The organism is Methylomonas lenta, assembly GCF_001644015.1.
Classification (GTDB): Bacteria; Pseudomonadota; Gammaproteobacteria; order Methylococcales; family Methylomonadaceae; genus Methylomonas; species Methylomonas lenta.
The window spans coordinates 22,728-44,869 of the sequence record NZ_LUUI01000113.1 but is presented as its reverse complement, the minus strand read 5'-3'; the positions used below and the strand labels follow the sequence as shown (position 1 = coordinate 44,869).

The following is a 22,142-nucleotide window of genomic DNA, read 5'->3' as shown; positions in this document are numbered from 1 at the left end:
CATGCTTATGGGGAGGGCAATAAAGTTCTTCTGCAGACTATTCTGCTGCTTAAGCAGTTTTTTGGGCAACAAGATAGACGATGCCGAAAAATCAAGTGTCAGGTAGTTAGTGACACGGTGCAAGGATACCGAGCTACCAACTCAAGGTACCCAGATCCAACAGTCGAGTATCCGCTGCGAATACCCGCATTGGCTGAAGCATACCTTCGACGCAGAGGAAATGTAGTTTTCCTTTCTGCTCCTCATCCCCGTTCTGGAAAATTCAGGGCCGGGTGCAGCCTGTGTGACACACAGTATCGAGGTGAGCATGACTGACGAATCTCATTCTCCTTCCATGCCGAACTGGAACGATGATCCGCTCTGGTACCGCGATGCCATCATCTACGAAGTGCACGTCAAAGCTTTCTTTGATGGCAACGATAACGGCTTCGGTGATTTCAGAGGTCTGACTGAGAAGCTCGACTACCTGCAGGATCTCGGTATCAACACGCTCTGGTTGCTGCCTTTCTATCCTTCTCCGTTCAAGGACGATGGTTACGACATTGCAGATTACCGCGGTGTCCATGCCGACTATGGCAGCTTGGCCGATGTACGCCAGTTCATCCGCGAGGCACACCAGCGCGGACTGAAGATCATCACCGAACTGATCATTAACCACACTTCGGATCAACACCCCTGGTTCCAAGCAGCGCGTCGCGCACCAGCTGGCTCAAGCAAACGTAATTTCTATGTTTGGAGCGACACCGATAAGAAATTCCCCGAGACCAGGATCATCTTCACAGATAGCGAGAAATCGAACTGGGCCTGGGATGAAGTGGCGAGGGCCTACTACTGGCATCGGTTTTTCTCGCATCAACCGGATCTGAATTTTGACAATCCGGCGGTAGTCAAGGCAGTAATCCGCATCATGCGATTTTGGCTGGACATGGGAGTGGACGGCCTGCGACTGGATGCAATTCCCTACCTCTGCGTGCGCGAAGGCACCAACAATGAGAATCTACCCGAAACGCATGCTGTTATAAAGCAGATTCGGGCCGTCATCGACACACATTACCAGAACCGCATGCTGCTGGCGGAAGCCAATCAGTGGCCGGAGGATGTATGCAAGTATTTTGGCGACGGCGATGAGTGTCACATGGCCTACCATTTTCCGCTGATGCCGCGCATCTACATGGCAGTAGCGCAGGAGGATAGGCACCCGATCGTCGAGATCATGCATCAGACGCCGGACATCCCAGAGAACTGCCAGTGGGCAATCTTTCTGCGTAATCACGACGAACTCACACTTGAGATGGTCACCAGTCGCGAGCGCGATTACATGTATCAGATGTACGCTGCCGATCCTCGCATGCGTGTCAATGTCGGCATCCGTCGCCGACTAGCTTCTTTAATGGACAACAATCGCGACAAGATCGAACTAATGAATTTCCTGCTTATGACCATGCCTGGTTCTCCGATCATCTACTATGGCGACGAATTAGGCATGGGCGACAATATTTTTCTGGGCGACCGCAACGGTGTACGTACTCCCATGCAGTGGTCGCCTGACCGCAACGGCGGCTTCTCGAGCGCGGATCCTCAGCGTCTCTATCTGCCACCTATCATGGATCCGATATACGGTTACCAAGCTGTCAACGTCGAGGCACAGAGCCGCAATCTGTCTTCGCTGTTACACTGGACCAAACGCCTAATTGCCGTTCGTAAGAAATATCACGCCTTTGGCCGAGGCAGATTGCAATTCCTTAAATCGGCCAATCGTAAAATACTGGCCTACGTACGAATATGGCAGGATGAGATCATTCTCTGTGTGGTCAACCTAGCACGCACCGCACAACCCGTAGAGCTCGACCTCGCTGTATGGAAAGAGCGGGTGCCAGTTGAACTACTCGGCGGCACATCCTTTCCTCCCATCGAAGCTCTGCCTTACCAGCTTACGCTTAAAGGTTATGGTTATTTCAGTTTCCGTCTCGCCTCCGACGTCGAGATTCCCTACTGGCACGAAGTGCGCATGATTCGATCGGAACTGCCGGTGTTGGTACTCACCGAGGCTTGGATAGCATTGCCAGGGGTTCACGCCGATGCCAGTCTGGTTCAGCGCATAATTTCGACCGCAACCGCGAGCCAACTTACACACAGTGTGATTGGGCCTTATCTCGCCTCCAAACACTGGTTCAAGGAAAAAAACCGCACTATCGAAGGCCTGTCGATAGTAGAAAAAGGTGAATGGAACACACAGGAAGGCAGTTGGCTGCTTACCCTCATCGAAGTATGCTACACAGATCTTGAGCCGGAGCGTTATTTCCTGCCATTGGCGATCCGCTGGGAAGACGACGTCACTGAAGAACAATTGATGACACTGTCAACTTGGACTTTGGCGAAGGTGCGCCATAAAGCACGTATGGGCATGCTCTATGGCGCTTTCGGCGACGAACGCTTTTGCCGCGCGTTGGCACGTGGCATCAGTACAGGCCTCGTTCTGGAATTTGGCAAGTTACGCATCGAATTTCAAGCCTATCAGTCTTTTGCTGCGCTAGCCGACGGCATCGACACCGACGTGAGCCACCCGGCTCTCGAGCAGAGCAACACTGCCGTGTATTTCGACAACCGTCTTTTCCTCAAATGTTACCGCCGCTTGCAACCAGGCATCAACCCGGAGGTGGAGGTAGGCCGCTATCTTACCGAATCGGCTGGTTTTTTACATGCGGTGCCGGTGGCCGGCTCGATCGAGATCCGCGACGCGACGGACGTTCCCTATACCCTGGCGCTGTTGCAGCCTTATGTCGAACACCAAAGCAATGGTTGGTCTTTCGCACTGGACTACGTTGCCCGCTTCCTCGCTGACCAGCTTGCGGACAGCGACGTAAACGCGACTAGTGGCGCCGACAGCCCGCATGGTTACTTCCTGGCGCTTATGGAAATTGTCGGACGCCGCACAGGGGAACTCCACCTTGCCTTTAGCCAGGAGACGGGCGATCCGGCCTTCACTCCCGAACCCATCGTGCCGGAAGACATTGTCTCTTGGAGCCAGGCTACGCACCTGAGTGCTGTGTCAGCTCTAGACGCGCTCGAAGTTTTCCGCGAAGCCGTACCGGAAGAAATCCGCATCGGCATCAATCGCTTGTTAGCGCAGCGTCAGCTCCTGCTGGAACATTTTTCGCAGCGCAGTCTGGATCATGTCGGAGGGCTAAAAACGCGCTATCACGGCAACTATCATCTCGGCCAAGTGCTGAGGGTACAGAACGACTTCGTCATCACCGATTTCGAGGGCGATCCTGAGTGTCCGTTGACCATGCGCCGCTGCAAACACAGCCCCCTGCGCGACGTAGCGAGCATGTTGTGCTGTTTCAGCTACGTTTCTGCCATGGCCACCAATCGCGCCACTGCCGAGCGCCCCCACGATCGTCATCGCCTTGGGCCGTTGGTTCAGCGATGGGAAGCGGAAAGCACTGCCGCTTTCCTGGCCGGTTACTACGCCGTCACCGAGCAATCTTGGACATTTACGAGCGACATGGCGTCGACAGTTGCCCTGATCGAGTTCTTCACCTTCGAAAAAATACTAGACGAATTGTGCCATGAAATGGAGCAACGCCCTGATTGGCTGTCCATCCCTCTCTTTAGCCTGCTGCGCAGGCTAGAGGGCCAATGAATATGGGCTCACGGCATGCTTTCTCCATGCCCTTCGGCGCAGAGCTGATCGCCGGTGGTGTGTGTTTTCGTATCTGGGCGCCATCCGTCTCGAATATGGTGCTACGCTTAGAAAACGGCTTAACCTCCGATTTCTGCATGCAGCGATCGGAAGATGGCTGGCACGAACTAAACCTGGCCAGCTCAAGCCCGGGCGACCACTACCGTTTCCTGCTTCCCGACGGTTTACTGGTGCCCGATCCTGCCTCTCGCTTCAATCCCAGCGATGTGCATGGCGCCTCTGAAGTCATCGACCCAGGCGCTTTCGAGTGGACTGATGATATCTGGCTCGGTCGGCCATGGGAACAGGCCGTCATTTACGAGCTGCATGTTGGCACTTTTTCAGTTGCGGGCAATTTCGCCGGCGTCGAAGCACGCCTTGATTATTTGGTTGAACTGGGTGTTACAGCACTCGAAATCATGCCGGTAGCCGACTTCCCTGGGCGCCGAAATTGGGGTTACGACGGTGTACTGCCTTTTGCACCTGACGCATCCTATGGCAGGCCGGAGGATTTCAAACACCTGATCAACGCTGCCCATGAACGTGGACTAATGGTGATTCTTGATGTGGTCTACAATCATTTCGGCCCCGAGGGCAACTACCTGTTCTGCTACTGTCAAGAGTTCTTCAATTCACGCCATCACACACAGTGGGGCTCGGCGATCAACTTCGATGGCCCCAAAAGTCGAACGGCACGCGACTTCTTCATCTGTAACGCCCTTTACTGGATTGAGGAATATCGCCTGGATGGGCTGCGTCTCGATGCCATTCATGCGATCTTTGACAACAATTCGCCTGATATCGTCGAAGAAATTCGCGACGCGATTCAAACAGGACCTGGCCGCGAGCGCTACGTGCATCTGATTCTCGAAAATGACAAGAATCAAGCCCATTATCTCGAAAGCCGGAGTTGGCAGCATGGCCTAAGAGTTGGCGGCGTTGCGCAATGGAACGACGACCTGCATCACGCGCTGCATGTCATTACCACCCATGAAATCGACGGCTATTATGCTGACTATGCCACTGATCCGATAATGGCGTTGACGCGCTGCCTGGCTGAAGGTTTTGCTTTTCAGGGCGAACCATCACCGTTCCGAGGTGGCGCAAAACGCGGCGAACCGAGCGGCCACCTGCCACCAACGGCTTTCATCAACTTTTTGCAAACGCACGATCAGATTGGCAACCGCGCTTTCGGCGAGCGGCTCTGTCAGCTTGTTTCACCAGCCGCTTTGGAAGCAGTAACCGCCATACTTCTGTTAGCCCCGCAGCCACCACTGATTTTCATGGGCGAAGAGTTCGCTACACATCAACCCTTTCTGTTTTTCTGCGATTTCAACGCTGATCTTGCACAAGCAGTGACCGACGGTCGCCGGCGCGAATTTGCCAAATTTGCCAAATTTATTGATCCCGCAACACGCGAGTGTATTCCCGACCCCAACGCCACAAGCACTTTCGCAACCAGTAAGCTCGACTGGACCCTACTAAACCGCGAGCCCCACAGTACGATGCATGCGCTTTACCGCCGATTGCTGACCTTACGGCAACACGAAATCGTTCCCCGTCTCACAGGGATGTCTCACCTAACCGGCAATACTACGGTTTCCCATATCACTCCCAAGATATTGCGTTTGCGATGGAAATTAGGTGACGACAGCGAACTCGAATTGCTGGCAAATTTAGGCATGGAACAAGCAGTGGAAGTAATGCCAGAGTGTGGGCGAATGTTGTTCGCTACCTCGAACATGGAAAAGGCACAACCCAACTATCTGCCACCCTGGTCAGCGATCTGGCAGCTAACGGATGCCGTACTGTGACAAGGAAGAGCGCACTGCATGAGCTTGCAGCCTTTTGTGGCATCGCCGATGAACACACTGACATATGGGGTAATCGGCATCTGACTTCTGATGCCACTCGGAAGGTTCTGCTCACAGCAATGGGCCTGTCGGGACACGAAACCGACCCAGCGCGTATTCAGCGTGATCTTGAGAACGCCGAATGGTTACGGCTGTTACCTCCAGTGACAGTGGTGCGTTGTGACGAGCCAATTCGCATTGAGTTTACAGTACCGGTTCGGCTAGCCAGTAGCACTCTGAACTGGGTACTGCAGCTAGAATCCGGGGCGACGCAGCAGGGAGCGTGTGTGCCAGAGCGCTTACCGCTAATCAGAAAGCGCCATGTCGTCGACGCCGAATTTTCCCGCCATACTTTAGAGCTGCTGAAGGTCGAAGAACTCGGTTACCACAAGTTTGTAATCGAAAGACCTGACGGCTCGGCAGTAGAAATGCCTGTAATCGTCGTACCAACAATCTGCTATCAGCCTAAGGTGATCCGCGACGGCGTACGTGTCTGGGGGCTCGCCGTACAGTTATACGGACTTCGCTCACGACGCAACTGGGGTATCGGCGACTTCACGGATCTGCGTCACTTGGTCGACATAACAGCCGATTCGGGGGGCGGCATCATCGGCCTCAATCCGCTTCACGAGCTGTTTCCGAACAATCCCGAACACATCAGTCCCTACAGCCCGTCGTGCCGATCAGCGCTCAACACGCTTTATATCGATGTGGAGGCGGTGGCCGAGTTCCACGAGTGCACAGCAGCACAGATGCTGGTTGCCATGCCACAGTTTCAGGCCCGGTTACGCAGCCTATTGGCGGAAGAGCTGGTGAACTATACGGGAGTCGCCCAGATCAAACGTGAGGTGCTTAATCTGCTCTATGAACATTTCCGCGAGCGGCATCTGACGCAGAATTCGGAGCATGCGCAGGCGTTTTTCCTTTATCGTGACAAATCCGGCACGTCTCTGGAGCGTCTGGCCCGTTTCGAGGCGCTACAGGCCCATTTTCAAGCCCAAGATGACATGACCTGGGGTTGGCCAGTGTGGCCTGAAGCCTACCGCGATCCCGAAAGTACCGCCGTAGCGAATTTTGTTGCTGAACATGAGTCGGCGGTGACGTTTTACGCCTGGTTACAATATTTGGCTGACATTCAATTAGGCGAGGCTGGCCGACAATCGTGGCTACGCGGTCTTGGTATCGGTCTGTATGCCGATCTTGCCGTAGGTGCCAATCCGGGTGGCGCGGAAGTCTGGGGTTGGCAGGGCGTATTTGCAGCCGGCGCCTACACTGGAGCGCCGCCCGACCTGATCAACCGAATGGGGCAGGACTGGGGGCTGCCTCCTTACATTCCTCATCGTCTGCGCGGGGTAGCCTATGCGCCGCTAATCGAAGTGCTGCGCGCCAACATGCGGCATGCTGGCGCACTCCGCATCGACCATGCCATGTGCCTAACGCGGCTGTTCTGGGTTCCTGCGGGCCGACCGGCCAGCGAAGGCGCTTATGTTGCCTATGCGCTCGATGAGCTACTTGGCATCGTCGCACTGGAAAGTTGGCGTAACCAGTGTTTGGTCATCGGCGAAGTGCTTGGTACAGTGCCCGAGGGACTGCGCACACGGTTCACCGCCACCGACCTTATGTCCTATCAACCCTTTATCTTCGAGCGTGACGAAGATGGGGGGTTCGCGGCACCTAGCAGCTATCCGCACCAGGCACTGGTGGCTGCTAGTACTCACGATCTGCCCACCTTGGCAGGGTTTTGGAAAGGCAGTGATCTTCACAGACGCGTAGAGCTAAAGCTGTTTCCGTCCCAGGAGCTGTATGAGCGCTTTGTCGTTGAGCGCGCCCAGGATCGTGCACGCATGCTCCTCGCGCTCGAACATGAAGGCCTGCTTCCTGAGGGGGCGAGCGAGCAACCGGTGGCTGTGAAGGAGTTGACCGCTCCCTTCATTAACGCGATCCACGCCTATCTGGCGCGTACACCGTCCATGGTACTAGTAATTCAGCCAGAAGATATTTTTGGCATCTTGGAACAGGCCAACCTACCGGGCACTCGTGAAAATCAGCATCCTAACTGGTCGCGCCGCCTGCCGCTTGACCTAGAGGACTGGTGCGTTGATGAATGTTTTACGCAGGCTACGGAAGTGGTGCGGAACGAGCGTGGCAGCGCGGTGGTACCGCGACCGGAGCTGCCGGTACATTCGGCGGCGATTCCTCGGGCTATCTACCGACTGCAATTCAATAAGGATTTTACCTTCTCGCAGGCAGTAGAAATAGTGCCCTATCTCGCCAAACTTGGTATCAGCCATTGCTATGCATCTCCCTACCTGAAGGCACGTCCGGGAAGTAGTCATGGTTACGATGTTGTCGACCATGGCGTCCTTAACCCCGAGATCGGTACGCAGGAGGATTACGAACGCTTCGTCGCCGTCCTTCATGAACATGATATGGGGCAGATCATCGATGTTGTGCCCAACCATATGGGCGTGATGGGTTGCGACAATGCCTGGTGGCTCGACGTGTTAGAAAATGGCCCCGCTGCTGTACACGCCAAGTGCTTCGACATCGACTGGGATCCGCTCAATCCGGATATCAAAGGCAAAGTGTTACTGCCTGTGCTTGGCGACTATTACGCTACCGTACTTGAACGCGGCGAAATAATTTTGGAATTCGATAGCGTGCGCGGCGAATTCAGCCTCTTCTATTATCAACACCGGATGCCCATCGATCCAGCCACCTATCCGCTGATAGTCCTCCATCGCTACGAGCGCCTGGTGGCGGTGCTGGGAGAAACCGATCAGCGCAATATCGAACTACAAACCCTGCTCACTGCGTTTGCCCGATTACCGACCAGACTCGACACCGAGCCTTCTCATAGAGCTGAGCGCCAACGCGACAAGGAAGTGCATAAGCATCATCTTGCTACGCTGGTGGCCGCCAGTCCCGACATCGCTCAGCACATCCGAGATAACCTCAACGATTTCAACGGTCGGTCTGGCGACACGGCTAGCTTCGACGCGCTGCATGCGCTGATTCAGGAGCAGGGCTACCGACTCGCCTTCTGGCACATCGCTTCGCACGAAATCAACTATCGCCGTTTTTTCGACATCAACGGCCTCGCCGCTCTACGCATAGAAGAACCGGACGTATTCGAGGCGACACATCATTTTGTGCTTGATCTGGTGAAGCAGGGAAAGGTCAATGGCATGCGCATTGACCATCCAGATGGGCTCTATAATCCTAGAGAATATTTCAGCCGCTTACAGAGCAGCGTGGGGGGGAGGGTCCATGAGGCTGGCGAGCCGCTGCCACTCTATCTGGTCATCGAAAAAATCCTTGCCGAACACGAACAGTTGCCATTGGATTGGCCGATCCACGGTACGACCGGCTATCAGTTCTCCAACTTGGCGAACAGCCTCCTCATCGACCCATCTAGCAAATGGCGCATGACTCGTATCTACGAGCGTTTCATAGGTGAATCGATCGATTTCGAAGCGCTCGTACATCGAGCCAAGCATTTGGTGATGAACACAGCGCTGGTCAGTGAGCTAAATGTATTAGCCTACCGGCTGGCCCGTATCGCAGCGATGGATCGTCATACCTGTGACTTCACGCTATACACCCTGCGTGAAGCACTGGCCGAAGTAGTTGCCTGTTTTCCGGTCTATCGCACTTATATCAACGATAACGGGCTTTCAGACAATGATCGTGGTCACATCGAATGGGCCATTGCCATTGCCAAAAAGCGCAACCCAGCCCTGGACAGCAGAGTTTTCACTTTTGTGCAGAGCGTACTTTCCACCGACATTGCCCAAGGACGCCCTGAGGCCTACCATTCGGCCGTGATCTTTTTCGCAATGAAGTTCCAGCAGTTCACTTCACCTGTGATGGCTAAAGGACTTGAGGACACCAGTTTCTATCGCTACCATCGACTCGTTTCCCTCAATGATGTCGGTGGTGATCCCAGCAGATTTGGTATTTCAGTAGCCGCCTACCACGCAGTTACACGGGCACGGGTCAAGCGCTGGCCCCACAACCTGCTGGCAACATCGACTCATGACAGTAAACGCTCTGAAGACCTGCGGACGCGTATCAATGTTCTCTCGGAAATACCTGCCGAATGGAAGCTTTTCCTCAAGGGTTGGAGCAAGATCAATCATACGAAGAAACAAAGCATAGACGGTATCCTTGTACCATCGGCCAACGATGAGTACTTGCTCTACCAGACGCTCATCGGTAGCTGGCCATTGGGCGATATGATGTTCGATGATCTTGATGCCTACCGTCTTCGGATCGAGGCTTATATGATCAAGGCTGTTCGTGAAGCCAAAGAACATAGCAGTTGGATTAACGTCAATAGTGCTTACGAAGCAGCGCTCTCGGATTTCATCGCAACTTTACTTACTCCCGGAGACAACAATCTATTTCTCACCGACTTCGAGCGGGCGACGCAAAGGATTACGCATCATGGCTTGCTCAACAGTCTCTCGCTTATGCTTCTTAAACTGACCTCTCCAGGTGTGCCTGACATTTATCAGGGCTGCGAACTGTGGCAGTTCAATCTAGTCGATCCGGATAACCGCCGTAGCGTCGATTTCAGTCTACGCGGGAGATTACTGAACGAACTGAGGCAAATGGAGAATTTCCCGGTGATAGAACTGATTGAACGGCTGCACATTCTGTTAGGCGGCATGGCTGATGGTCGTGCCAAGCTCTATCTAATATGGCGAACACTCGCACTACGCGCGCAAAAACCAGAACTCTTCTACAAAGGCGACTACCAATCACTGACGGTGAGGGGTGAACGTGCCAACCACATCTGCGCCTACGCTCGGCGCCAAGGTAACGAAGCACTTATCGCCGTTGCACCTCGCCTTACCGTAAAACTGCTCGGTACGAAAGGTGAAAATGGCGGTCTGCCCCTGGGTCATGACATCTGGCGAGATACCAGGATCGATCTACCAAAAGAATTGAGGCACGTCAGCTGGCGCAATGTTTACACTAAGGAACTCCTAGCTTCGGACAACTCTTTGGTGGTTGCGAATACACTGGTGAATTTCCCTGTCGCCTTGCTGGTGACTGGCTGAAAAGTCCTTGGCGGCCTTAGGTTGAATGGACAATCAGAAAAATAGGCTGTTTGGATTTAAGGTATTGGCATACTACTAGGCGTTTTCATGACCCAGTTTTGACTATCTGTCGATGTTATTCCCTATCCGGCAGCACCGGCAGCACTTTAATTAGTAGGCAGAAGGTTGTTTGGCAGTCTCGCACAATACCCCATAGCTTGGTTAAGCGCCTATTTCATTTTATTCCACAGCAATTCAATCCGGTTCAGCTCGGGGCTGTAGGGTGGCAAGAAGTAAAATCGCATACCTTTTTCTTCCAATAAATCCCAATAAGGTTTCATTTTTTTTCGCTGTATGAATGGAAGCATTATCCAAAATCACCACTAAGGGCTTGCTGACGCGTTCAATCAAGGCCATCAGAAAACCAAAGGCCGTTCACGCTATGCCACAGTTTAGTCAGTATTAATCGGCCTGATGAAAGCATGGCTCCTATAATATTCATGCGTTGGGCGCACATTGCTGTAATGGCATGCACCTCACCGCTTTTTGTCCAAGCTGAACGATTCGGCGGTTGTGGCGCAATCCGGCTTCATCCACATAAGCTAGTTCAATTTCACCTGTTTCAGCTAGCTTGATCAGCTCTGCGATGTCATGCTGAGCTTGCTCGAAGCGCTCGGGATCGCGCTTTTTTTTAAACTGTATCGCGTGCGCTTCCACACGTAGCTCATGCGTTTTAACTCATTCCGCAAGGTACTGGCACTAATCGTCACCCCGCATTCCGTCGTTAGACGGCTGACCAATGCCCGGCAGCACAAAGGTTCCGCATCGATCTATTCTTTGAGTTGGCTCCGATGCGCGTCAGTCAACTTGCTCGGCGCACCACTGCGAGGTTGATTCGGTAAGCTGTTAAGTCCAATTGCTTCCGGCTTCACGCCTTGTTGTGCCGCAACAGCAATGACTGTCTGGCCATTGGATAACATCAAAATGGTTTGTGCCCGCTCTCGCCAATCACTCCCTTTTTTGACAATTAGCTGTAGTTGCTCTCGTTCGCTTTCGCTTAATTCAATTGGTCTTACCCGCATTCCTTCGCTGCCACCACCGTATCTAAAAACTCGCTATTTTACTGCATGGCGATTTATTGTTAAGCGCTTACCGGTATTAATTCAACAACTCCACCATGGCGATCACATTCTTTGCCATTTCCCCTAAGGATACTTTTCTGTCCATCGCTAGTTTTCGCAAAGCGTGATAAGCCTGATCTTCACTATAGCCTTTGGACTTAATTAAAATCGCTTTGGCTCTGTCGATTAATTTACGTTCTTCCAATTGGCTTTTGGTTTTTTGCAACTCGTCTTTCAAGACTTTTTGTTCGTTGAAGCGGGCAATGGCCACCTCGATGATGGTTTTGATGCGCTTGGGTTCCGAACAATCGACAATGTAAGCACTGACGCCGGCTTTAATGACGTTGTTGATAGTGTCGGTTTGCTGGTCCTCGGCAAAAATAATCACCGGTACCGCAAAATGCTGATTAAGGGTCAGCATCATATGCAAGACTTTTTCATCCGGGCTATACAGATTGAGTACCACCGCATCTGGTTGTAGATTTTTTACGACTTCCAGCAGATTTAAATCCTGCAGTTTTAACGTGGCAATCTGATACCCCTGTTGGCTTAAATGTTGTTCCAACATAGGATCGCTATCGAATTCATCGACTACCAATACTTTACGCGTTGCCATGATTAATCCAACTCAATTTTGGCCACGCTGCCATCCGGCAGAATTTGAATCATGAAGTTTTTCGGCTCTTCCAGGCATACAATCAATCCCAGCAAAACCACACAACAGGCTCCCAAAGCCAGAAAAAATCCGCTGGTTGAAACAAAGGTCAGCAAAATTAAAAACACAATTGCCCCGGCATTACCGTATGCGCCAACGATACCGGCGACTTCTCCGGTAATGGATTGCTTAACCAGTGGTACAAACGCAAAAATTGCTCCTTCAGCCGCTTGCATAAATACCGAACAAATCAGCGTCACCAGCACGGCCAAGCCTATAGACCAATTCTCAGAAATCATGGCCATTAGCAAATAACCGCCGGCCAATCCAACAGTAAACAACGTAATGGAAAATTTGCGGCCAATTTTGTCACTGAGCCAGCCACCGGCCGGCTGGGCGATAATGTTGGTCACCACAAAGCTAGAGGCCAACAGGCCGGCATCCAGCATGGATATATTTTGGCTAACGCTAAAGGTATTGAAGAAAAACATGGGCAACATCGACAACACGGCCAGTTTAGAACCGAAGGTAATCAAATAAGCAACGGCCAAAATAAACACTTGTTGATAACGATAGCAATGAATATCCGCAATGGGCTGACTCAAGCGTACGGCATTTTTGCTGACCAACTGCCGGGCATGTAGCAAAAACACCAGCCAAATGCCAGTGTGTATTGACCACGCCCAACTGGAGGATAATAAAGGGCTTGCTAGAGCTGATAGCTTCCAGGTTAACAACGACAAAGTGGCGTAAAGCGGCAACAGGCTCAGCATATAAAGGAATAAATCGTTAATGCTGGAAACGGCCATGCTGTGTACCGGCTTTTTTTTCAGGTTGGCCAATTCTGGAGGTAGGTTTTCTACATTGCGGTAATACAATACGGAAAAAACCAGAGACATACAGCCAGTCAGGGCGATAGCATAGCGCCAGCCATTTTCCTCACCAAAATAGAGTGCCAAACCAGGCAAAAAAATGGCCGCCGCCGCCGAGCCGAAATTGCCCCAACCAGCATATATGCCTTCTGCAAAACCCATCTGACTGGAGGGAAACCAGTCACCAATGATGCGCACACCCACCACAAAGCTGGCGCCGATAAAGCCTAATAAAAAGCGCGACCAAGCCAGATCGGCAAAATTTTCAGCGGCAGCAAACATAAAGCACGGCACACTGCAAACTGCCAGCAAGACACTGTAACTAATCCGTGCCCCAAAGCGATCGACAACCAGCCCTGTGATGACGCGTGCCGGAATGGTGAGTGCCATATTGAGTATTAAAATAATCTCGACTTCGGCGTCGCTGAGACCCAAGTCTTGTTTAATCAGCATCATCAAGGGTGCATGGTTAAACCAGATGACGAAACTGATAAAAAATGCCAGCCAGCTCATGTGCAAAATCTTGGTTTTGCCTTCTAGCGATAGCAGTTTAAAGGGCGCAATAGCCATGAATAATCCTAATGGAAAGATAGAGCAGTTAAAGCAGGTTACATGCCAAGCCATTCACAACCCTGTCAGGGCCTGTATATGCTTGTTTGCGCGCCGTTTTGGTGCGTTTTGCCCACAGAATTGCCTTGTTTGGGTGCAGGCAGATAGGGAAAAAATTATTCATCATTGCTCTATGTCGTGATTTTTGTGGCTTTTACAAACTGGCATTTATATTGCTTTTATTTTAATTAAGTCTCCCGCTGAGCTTGCACTGTCATATGTATTTGGACAAAGGCGTCCTGATTGAATGAGTTATTCATTTCAATTCAGGCCGCCTTTTTTTTTGCCCAAAATTTAGCTGGCACAGCGCGGAGCGGTAAATATCACGAAACGAGAGGTCAGACATGAACACACAACAAACCCTGGTGGTCATTGGTAACGGTATGGTCGGGCAGCATTTTTTAGCCAGCTTGGTTAATAGCGCCGCCAAAGAACGCTATCGCATTGTTACCTTTTGCGAAGAACCTCGTGCCGCTTATGACCGGGTGCACTTATCCGAGTATTTCTCCGGCAAAAGTGCTGAAGATTTGTCGTTGGTAGAAGCTGGTTTTTTTGCCGAGCATGGTATCGAGATTCATCTAGGTGATAAAGCGGCCAGCATAGATCGACAGCAAAAAACAGTCACCTCTGCCAAAGGTGTGGTCATTGCTTATGACAAGCTGGTATTAGCGACCGGTTCTTATCCTTTTGTGCCGCCGGTGCCTGGGCATGAGCGAGCGCAATGTCTGGTTTATCGGACGATTGAAGATCTGGAAGCCATTCAAGCGGCTGCGGCAAAATCAAAAATTGGCACTGTGGTCGGTGGCGGATTATTAGGTCTGGAAGCCGCCAAAGCTTTGAAAGACCTGGGTTTGGAAACCCATGTAGTTGAATTTGCGCCACGGCTGATGGCCGTGCAATTGGATGATGGCGGTGGCGCCATGTTAAAGCAAAAAATCCAGGCCCTGGGCGTGACAGTGCATCTAAACAAAAACACCAGCCTGATCGACGATGGTGAACACTGTTTGCATAAAATGAATTTCGCTGACGGTGAAGTACTGGAAACCGATTTGATTTTATTTTCCGCGGGTATTCGCCCACGCGACGACATTGCTCGTGCTTGCGAACTGGCAGTAGGTCCTCGTGGCGGTATCGTGATCGACAATCAATGCCGCACCTCCGATCCTGCTATTTACGCTATTGGCGAATGCGCGCTATGGAATGGACAAATCTTTGGCTTGGTTGCGCCGGGGTACGCGATGGCCAGAACGGTAGTCGCCGACTTAGCCGATAACGACGCCAGTTTTACCGGTTTCGATATGAGCACCAAACTAAAACTGATGGGTGTCGATGTGGCCAGTATAGGCGACGCACATGCCAGAACCCAAGGTGCTTTGGTGTACACCTATCAAAACGGCTCTAGTGAAATTTACAAACGCCTGGTAGTCAGTCAGGATAAAAAGCAATTGTTGGGTGCTGTGTTGGTCGGTGAAGCCTCCGGATATAGTACTTTGCTGCAGTATTGTTTAAACGGCATCGAGTTGCCTGAAAACCCCGATGCCCTGATTTTGCCGCAACGTTCCGACGAATCGGTGGGCTTGGGGCCGGATGCCTTGCCGGCTTCGGCGCAAATTTGTTCCTGTCACGATGTCAGCAAAGGCCAGATTTGCAGTGCGGTAGAAGCCGGTTGCACCACAATCGGTCAACTCAAAACTGAAACTAAAGCAGCAACAGGTTGTGGCGGTTGTTCTGCATTATTAAAGTCGGTTTTGGATTGCGAATTGACCAAACTCGGTGTCGAAGTTAGCACAGATATTTGCGAACATTTTCCGCATACCCGGCAGGATTTGTATAACCAGGTGATGGTGGAACAGATCAAAACCTTTGATGATTTGCTGGACAAGCACGGTAAAGGACTGGGATGCGAAGTCTGTAAACAGGCGGTGGGTTCGATTTTAGCGTCTTATTGGAACGACTATATTCTGGAAAAACCGCATATTGGCTTGCAGGATACTAACGACACTTATCTGGCCAACATGCAAAAAGACGGTACTTACTCAATTGTACCGCGCGTTACCGGCGGTGAAATTACCCCAGACGGTTTGATCGTGCTGGGCCAAGTCGCCAAAAAATACGGCCTGTATACCAAAATTACCGGTGGCCAGCGGGTGGATTTGTTTGGTGCCCGCGTCGAGCAACTGCCTTTGATCTGGGCAGAGTTGATCGCTGCCGGCTTTGAATCCGGCCATGCTTACGGTAAATCTCTCCGTACCGTTAAATCTTGCGTTGGCAGCACTTGGTGTCGATATGGTATCGACGATAGTGTCGGCTTAGCGATTGAATTGGAAAATCGTTACAAAGGATTACGGGCTCCACACAAAATCAAATTCGCCGTGTCGGGTTGTACTCGCGAATGTGCCGAAGCACAAGGCAAAGACATCGGCGTAATTGCCACCGAAAACGGCTGGAATTTATATGTCTGTGGCAATGGCGGTATGAAGCCGCGGCATGCCGATTTGTTTGCCACCAATCTGGATAAACAAACCCTGATCCAATACATCGACCGCGTTTTGATCTTTTACATCCGCACCGCCGCTCGTTTGCAGCGTACTTCGGTGTGGATGGAAAACATGGAGGGCGGTCTGGATTATTTGAAAGCGGTGGTTCTGGAAGACAGGCTGGGCATTGCTGAACAATTAGAACAGCAGATGCAGCATGTCATCAACACTTATCAATGCGAATGGACAACCACTCTGCAAGACGAAAATAAGCTGAAACGTTTTCGCCACTTTGTTAACAGCGATCAAGCTGATGACAATGTGGTCTTTGTGGAAGAGCGTGGTCAAGTTCGCCCCGCAAACTCAGAAGAACGCAAGCATTTCAAATTGATCGAAGAGGCGGCTTAACATGAGTAACTGGATAGATGTCTGTCATATCGACGATTTACAGCCTGATTCCGGCGTTTGCGCTTTGGTCAAAGGTCAGCAAATAGCTTTGTTTTATCTGCCCCGTTTGCAGCTGGTTTTTGCCATCGGAAATTACGATCCATTCAGTCAGGCCAATGTGTTGTCAAGAGGCATGGTGGGTGACCTGGGCGGACAACCGATGTTGGCATCACCCATGTATAAGCAGCATTTTTATTTACACACAGGTGTTTGTTTTGAAGATGCCAACGTCAGTGTGCCCACATATCCGGCTCGGATCGAAAACGATCGAGTCGCTATCCAGCTGCCGGAGTAAACCATGAAATACCAGTATTACATTGCCGACGTATTTACCAACCAGCTTTTTAATGGCGCCCAGATTGCCGTTTTCCCGCAAGCCGATGGCTTGAATGCAAAAATGATGGGGGCGATTGCCAAGGAACTCAATCTATCGGAAACGGTGTTTATCTTTAATGAGACTAATAGCGAAAACCTGTACAGGATGCGAATTTTCTCACCGTTTAAGGAAATTGATTTTGCCGGTCATCCCATCATCGCAGCGGCATTTGTGCTCTGCGAATCCGGCAATATCGCTTTAAATGGACCGTTGACAGCCATTATTTTCGAGCAAAACGTCGGTAACATTGAAGTGAATATCTCCAGTACAAACGGCAAAGCCGGATTTGTACAATTCAGTCGTAGCATTAGTGCGATCATTGACCGGTTTGCACCTACCGATGAAGAGTTGTGCCGCGTTTTAGGTTTGCAATTGTCTGAGCTCGATCATAAAAAATATTCGCCACGTTTGGTTTCCTGTGGCTTTCCATATTTGATCGTGCCGGTTTGGAATTACGAATCCGTGCGCAAAGCCCGCTTCAATTATCCTGCCTGGAGCCAATCTGCAGCCCCACAAACCGCTGCGCAAGAAATATTGTTATTTGCACCCAAATCCCCCAACTCTGATGCCGATTTCAATGCCCGTTTGCTAGGCCCAAATATTGGTTTGCAGGACGATCCACCGGTGGGTAGTGCGATGCCGGCATTTTGCAGTTATTTATGCTCATTTGAGCACACCCAAAAAGGCACGCATGCCTTTGCGGTAGAACGTGGTGAGATTGCCAGCCGTCGCAGTTTGATACAACTGGAAATGGACAACAAGCAGCAGGAAAATCTGATGGTACGAATCGGCGGTCAAGCGGTCATTTTTGCAGATGGGGTAATCAATTTACCGGATTAGATTATCTTGAAAATTTCCAACAGGATTAGGCTCTTGGTTTTTAATGCAATTAGTAATTCTTGATTGGGCGTGGGGGTACTTCACTGACTGCATTAACAAAGCTTTGAGCGTTTACTAAGCATAGGTTGTTGATTTTATTTATATTATAAGCGTCATAGGCTTGGTGTTTTCAGTAGCTGGTAGTTTGGTATCAACTGCATGGCGGTATCATGAAGGTTTAATGACATGATGGATAGGCTGTCTATAATGCTTTTTAGCTTTAGAAAGGGATAGAGACGCTAAGCTTTGCGTCTCTATCTGGGCGGCAGTTTTAACTGCTGATTTTGATTAGCAACAGTTTGTTAATTGATGGTTTTTTGACGACGCGAAATGCCTAAAAAACCTGCCAAGACTGAACCAAATAACCATATAGCGCCCGGTAAGGGCACTTGAGCTGGAAACTCGACAGGGCCGTTCAAATTGGCAGCAACCATTTGTTGTCCTAGCAGTCTGCCGACGTAAAGATCGACATTTGCGATGTTGTCCTGTAAGTCATCTTCGCATGTACCTACATCTACACATTCAGCTTCATGTTCAGCATCATATTTACCGGTAAACGCGAAGAATTGATAGGTTCTCAAGACCTGTTCGGCATTTTTACCTGCCTCTTGAGCCCCACTGTCGAGTTTATTGTTAACCCCATTTGGATCATCCAGGCGACGTTGTAATAGTTTCCATTCCACTTCGACACCGTCATGTTCCGCATCAGCGATTTTGTCGGGGTTATCGGCCATCAAATCGTTTAGATTTGCCATGTTTTCCAGGTCTAACTCGGTTTTTATAACTTTGACCCAAACAGCATCGGAAAACTTCTGATTGGCTTCTAGTCTTTCGGGTGCTTCAGGTGCTTCGACAACAAATTGAACTTGCGGCGGTGGTAAAGCTGCGCCTGGGGCTGGGGCTGGCGGCTGATATACAGTGGCAATGGGTGCACCAATCAGGCTTACGGTGGTTGTTCGATTGCCGTTTTGATCCAACCAGAAATAACGAGAAGCGGTAGGGGCGCCGTTTAAAGCCAATCCAAAATGTTCACAGCCATCAATGGTAATACATGAATGACCGCCCGTATTGGTAATTTGTGAAGTATAAGGCGCGGTGCTGTGGGCGCCATTGTCGTAGTAGCGGACAATGGTGTTGCCGTTAACAGTACTAACCTGACCAGCCCCGTAATGCCAGTTGGTATAGGTATAATAATTGCCGTTGTAGTTAGCAATTGAAGAGGAATCCAGGCCTTCTAATTCAATTTCAAAACCATAATAACTGTTAGTGTCTGAGTCGTTAAAAACATCGAAATTACCCAGCGTGCCATAGGTTGTGCTGGCCATGACAGCGCTATTGCCCAGTAAAGTGATACTACCTAGCAGAGCACCGATAATTTGGGCTTTATTTTTAATGATTTGTTGATGCATTGCACTTCCTTTAGAAAAATTGAAAAAGCATGGTGATGAATGGTTGGCTTTTTTAGTTTGAATGGTGCTTATAACGCATGCAGATAAATTTAAGCTTAAGTCTTCATTAAATTGGCATTAAATTTTCAGAAAAATTAATGTCAAGCTTGCGGCTTTTTATCAGCAAATCATGGCATAGTTAGCGAGAAGGCTGTGGCTAAAGCTCGAAGATTAAAATTTGTTGCCATAAAGTTTTTCTTAAAATAAAGGGCTAAAAAATATTATCGTATCAACAAATCAGCTGCCTTATTTGGCAGCTGATTTGTTTATTAGGTTTACAGTATTAATTAATCATCATCGGGGCCGTTGTGGCAGGTGTAGCAGCCGACCGGTTGGCCTTTTTTGACGGATTTTGTGCCCCATTCGGTTTGCCAACTTCTGTCAGCAGCGACACGAGACAGGACGGTGCCCCTTAAATCGCTGCCGTGGCAGGCCTTACATTCATCCGGATTTTTCTCGAAGAAGGCTGGATGACCTCTATCTTCATCGAGTGCCCAACGAAGGTCACCGACATTGTGCATGCCATGCGGGCCAGCTGTGGTTAGCGACAAACTACCGGCTTTGTGGCAGGTGGTGCATTCGCTGATGGTGCCGGCATGACCTTGTAAGTCGTTGGAGGCAATATCATCATTGGGATGATCAGCATCACTTGGCCAGATGGCATGAGTGCTGCCGTGACAACCTTCACAGGCTACGCCGCTGTGTCCTTTACTAAAACGGAATAGTTTGTTGTCGTTTTCTGCGAAACGTTTATTCGTAGCCAAGAATGGCGAGGCGGATGGATCGTTTTGATCGAATGCATGCATTAAACGAATACCGTCATTGGCCAAGCTGGCACCTGTTGGTGTCATGTGATTGACGGCATCCCCGGTGTGGCAGGATTGGCAACGCGGCTCGTCCACCCAAGCTTTGCGGGTTTGGTTGGCTGCGAGATTGACTTGGTTGATGGGGCCGCTAGGTTTTAACGGATGGGCTCCGCCTACTGCTTCCATGTCGCCATGGCAGTTTTGGCAGGTTACGGTTTCTGTCATGGCGCCACGTAAGCATTTAGTCTTAGAGCCTGGGTGACATTGATAGCAGGCTTGTTGGTCAGCGGGAGGGACACCATTCAAACTGGGATCAAGACCGGCGATTGGGGCCGGGCTATCGAAAATGGTTTTGCCGTTCACTTGGACTTGAGTCATCTGATTGGCATGGTAATCATGCATAACTTGAGACATCCATTTATGCCCGACTTGGTTGCCCGAAGGTTGGCCGATGCCAGCCAAATCCAGAGCGGGTGAATAATGGCAGCCAGCACAGAGTACCGGTTGGTTTGCCACTAATTGGGTACCTTGATTCAAATCGTGCAGAATCAAAACATTCTCTCTAGCCTGGGCTGAAATCACTGGGTTTTTCGACCATAGCACTTTGTTATCGCTGGCGGCTCCTATACCTGTGGCATGACAGTTGTTGCAGGTGGTTTCATCTGAAACCGGCACAACGACGTCAGTGTGGGCGAGTTCTACGCTAGGATTTTTGGCGTCAAATGCGCTGACTCTTAACATAGGATAAGGGTTGTAATTGTTTTGATCGTCGAAAGGGAAAATCGGAATGCCTTCAGCGGCGAACATGCCTAAATGATCACTCCAGCCAAAGCTGGTATTGCTAAGTGCTGGCGCATCGGCGGGCATGTATAGATCTTTGATGCCTTGTCCATTTGCCAAGTTGGCGCCGAATAATAACTCCACATAGCTTTTATTACGGGTGGGCTCGATGTCCCAGAAATTGGTTTTACCAATTGAGGTGGAATTAATGGAATTGTTACTGTCCGGGATAGGTGAGTAGCGCAAAATTACAGCATTTTTATCAACCAGCTTTGGTTTGCCGTTGGCATCCTGAGCTATCACTTGGGCATTAAGCACGTTGTAAGGCGGCAAAATCGAAAATACAGAAAAGTCGTCGTCGACGCAGTGCATGCCTAAATCATTATTGGCTAGTATTTTAAAATTGCTGAGGAAACTTGTTCCCTGACCTGAGCCGCCTGAATTGTTGCTGCTGTATGTGAAGGTCAGTTTGTTACTTCTTTTTTCACTGCTAGTCATCAGTTGTACGCTAACCGTGCCACTGCCTTTAGGAACCGAAGTTTTAACTTGGGTATTAGTCCATGAAGCAATTTTGTCCTCGATTAGCTCGGCACTGCCAAAATAGATTTTGCCTTTTTTACTGCCGAAATTTTGTCCAGTCAGCGCGATGGTTTGATTCTGCAATCCACTGGAAGGTGATAATGAGGATAATTGTGGGGATGTTATTGAGTCAGAGCTGTCAGAAGAGGATTTACTGTATTTGAAAGATTGCTTGTTGCTTCTTTTTTCATTACTGGTCATCAACTCTACGTCAACGGTGCCACTTCCTTCCGGAACTAACGTGGTAACGCGGGTGTTCGACCAGGAGGCGATTTTGTTCTCACTCAGCTTGGTGCTGCCAAAATAGATTTTGCCTTTTTTACTGCCGAAATTTTGTCCAGTCAGCGTGATGGTTTGATTCTGAATTCCACTAGAAGGTGATAGGGAAGAGAGTGCCGGGTTAGTGTTTTTCGATTTTGAATCAGCCTGAGTTTGACCAATACTTAAAAATAAAACACAAAAAAAACAGATGAGAGGCGGGGCTTTACGCGACAGTTCCATATCAAT

At 50.2% G+C, this 22,142-nt stretch carries 13 protein-coding genes; 6 read left to right on the top strand and 7 right to left on the bottom strand.

Annotated features, from left to right (window positions below):
- Nucleotides 1-307 precede the first annotated feature (307 nt).
- The 3 genes from treS to A1359_RS13035 are packed head-to-tail and all read left to right on the top strand — an operon-like array spanning nt 308 to nt 10,607.
- On the top strand, nt 308-3,646 hold the full coding sequence (gene treS, locus A1359_RS13045) for a maltose alpha-D-glucosyltransferase (RefSeq protein ID WP_198159350.1): 3,339 nt from the start codon (nt 308-310) through the stop codon (nt 3,644-3,646).
- Nucleotides 3,643-5,499 (top strand): malto-oligosyltrehalose trehalohydrolase, encoded by a 1,857-nt coding sequence (gene treZ / locus A1359_RS13040; RefSeq protein WP_232322218.1) that lies wholly within the window; start codon nt 3,643-3,645, stop codon nt 5,497-5,499. Before treS ends, treZ begins: the two co-directional genes overlap by 4 nt.
- Complete coding sequence (locus A1359_RS13035) at nt 5,397-10,607, top strand: malto-oligosyltrehalose synthase (RefSeq protein WP_332310087.1); 5,211 nt, start codon at nt 5,397-5,399, stop codon at nt 10,605-10,607. The genes treZ and A1359_RS13035 overlap by 103 nt, the downstream gene beginning before the upstream one ends.
- A 209-nt stretch (nt 10,608-10,816) precedes the next feature.
- Here A1359_RS13035 and A1359_RS23665 read toward each other — a convergent pair whose 3' ends face one another.
- From A1359_RS23665 to A1359_RS13020, 5 genes are all read right to left on the bottom strand, one after another.
- On the bottom strand, nt 10,817-10,891 hold the full coding sequence (locus A1359_RS23665; protein WP_408606556.1) for a transposase: 75 nt from the start codon (nt 10,889-10,891) through the stop codon (nt 10,817-10,819).
- Between the two features lie 193 nt (nt 10,892-11,084).
- Nucleotides 11,085-11,303 (bottom strand): hypothetical protein, encoded by a 219-nt coding sequence (locus A1359_RS22825; RefSeq protein WP_198159356.1) that lies wholly within the window; start codon nt 11,301-11,303, stop codon nt 11,085-11,087.
- A 113-nt stretch (nt 11,304-11,416) separates the two neighbouring features.
- Nucleotides 11,417-11,668: a COG3415 family protein gene (locus tag A1359_RS23195; protein WP_232322210.1), complete on the bottom strand. Its 252-nt coding sequence runs from the start codon at nt 11,666-11,668 to the stop codon at nt 11,417-11,419.
- 76 nt (nt 11,669-11,744) lie between these two features.
- Nucleotides 11,745-12,323 (bottom strand): ANTAR domain-containing response regulator, encoded by a 579-nt coding sequence (locus tag A1359_RS13025; protein ID WP_066983564.1) that lies wholly within the window; start codon nt 12,321-12,323, stop codon nt 11,745-11,747.
- A gap of 2 nt (nt 12,324-12,325) precedes the next feature.
- Nucleotides 12,326-13,804 carry an MFS transporter gene (locus A1359_RS13020; protein WP_066983561.1) on the bottom strand — a complete coding sequence of 493 codons (1,479 nt, stop codon included), beginning with the start codon at nt 13,802-13,804 and terminating at the stop codon, nt 12,326-12,328.
- Nucleotides 13,805-14,187: 383 nt separating this feature from the next.
- On the opposite strand from A1359_RS13020, the gene nirB reads away from it, so the two are divergent.
- The 3 genes from nirB to A1359_RS13005 are packed head-to-tail and all read left to right on the top strand — an operon-like array spanning nt 14,188 to nt 17,983.
- A complete protein-coding gene (nirB, locus tag A1359_RS13015) occupies nt 14,188-16,728 on the top strand; it encodes a nitrite reductase large subunit NirB (protein ID WP_066983558.1) in 2,541 nt (846 codons plus the stop codon).
- Between the two features lies 1 nt (nt 16,729).
- Complete coding sequence (nirD, locus tag A1359_RS13010; RefSeq protein WP_066983555.1) at nt 16,730-17,062, top strand: nitrite reductase small subunit NirD; 333 nt, start codon at nt 16,730-16,732, stop codon at nt 17,060-17,062.
- Between the two features lie 3 nt (nt 17,063-17,065).
- Nucleotides 17,066-17,983 carry a PhzF family phenazine biosynthesis protein gene (locus tag A1359_RS13005; protein WP_066983552.1) on the top strand — a complete coding sequence of 306 codons (918 nt, stop codon included), beginning with the start codon at nt 17,066-17,068 and terminating at the stop codon, nt 17,981-17,983.
- Between the two features lie 341 nt (nt 17,984-18,324).
- Here A1359_RS13005 and A1359_RS13000 read toward each other — a convergent pair whose 3' ends face one another.
- Together A1359_RS13000 and A1359_RS12995 are read right to left on the bottom strand one after the other, a co-directional pair.
- On the bottom strand, nt 18,325-19,431 hold the full coding sequence (locus tag A1359_RS13000) for a hypothetical protein (RefSeq protein ID WP_066983549.1): 1,107 nt from the start codon (nt 19,429-19,431) through the stop codon (nt 18,325-18,327).
- Between the two features lie 326 nt (nt 19,432-19,757).
- Nucleotides 19,758-22,136: an IPT/TIG domain-containing protein gene (locus A1359_RS12995; protein ID WP_083960625.1), complete on the bottom strand. Its 2,379-nt coding sequence runs from the start codon at nt 22,134-22,136 to the stop codon at nt 19,758-19,760.
- Between the last annotated feature and the right edge of the window lie 6 nt (nt 22,137-22,142).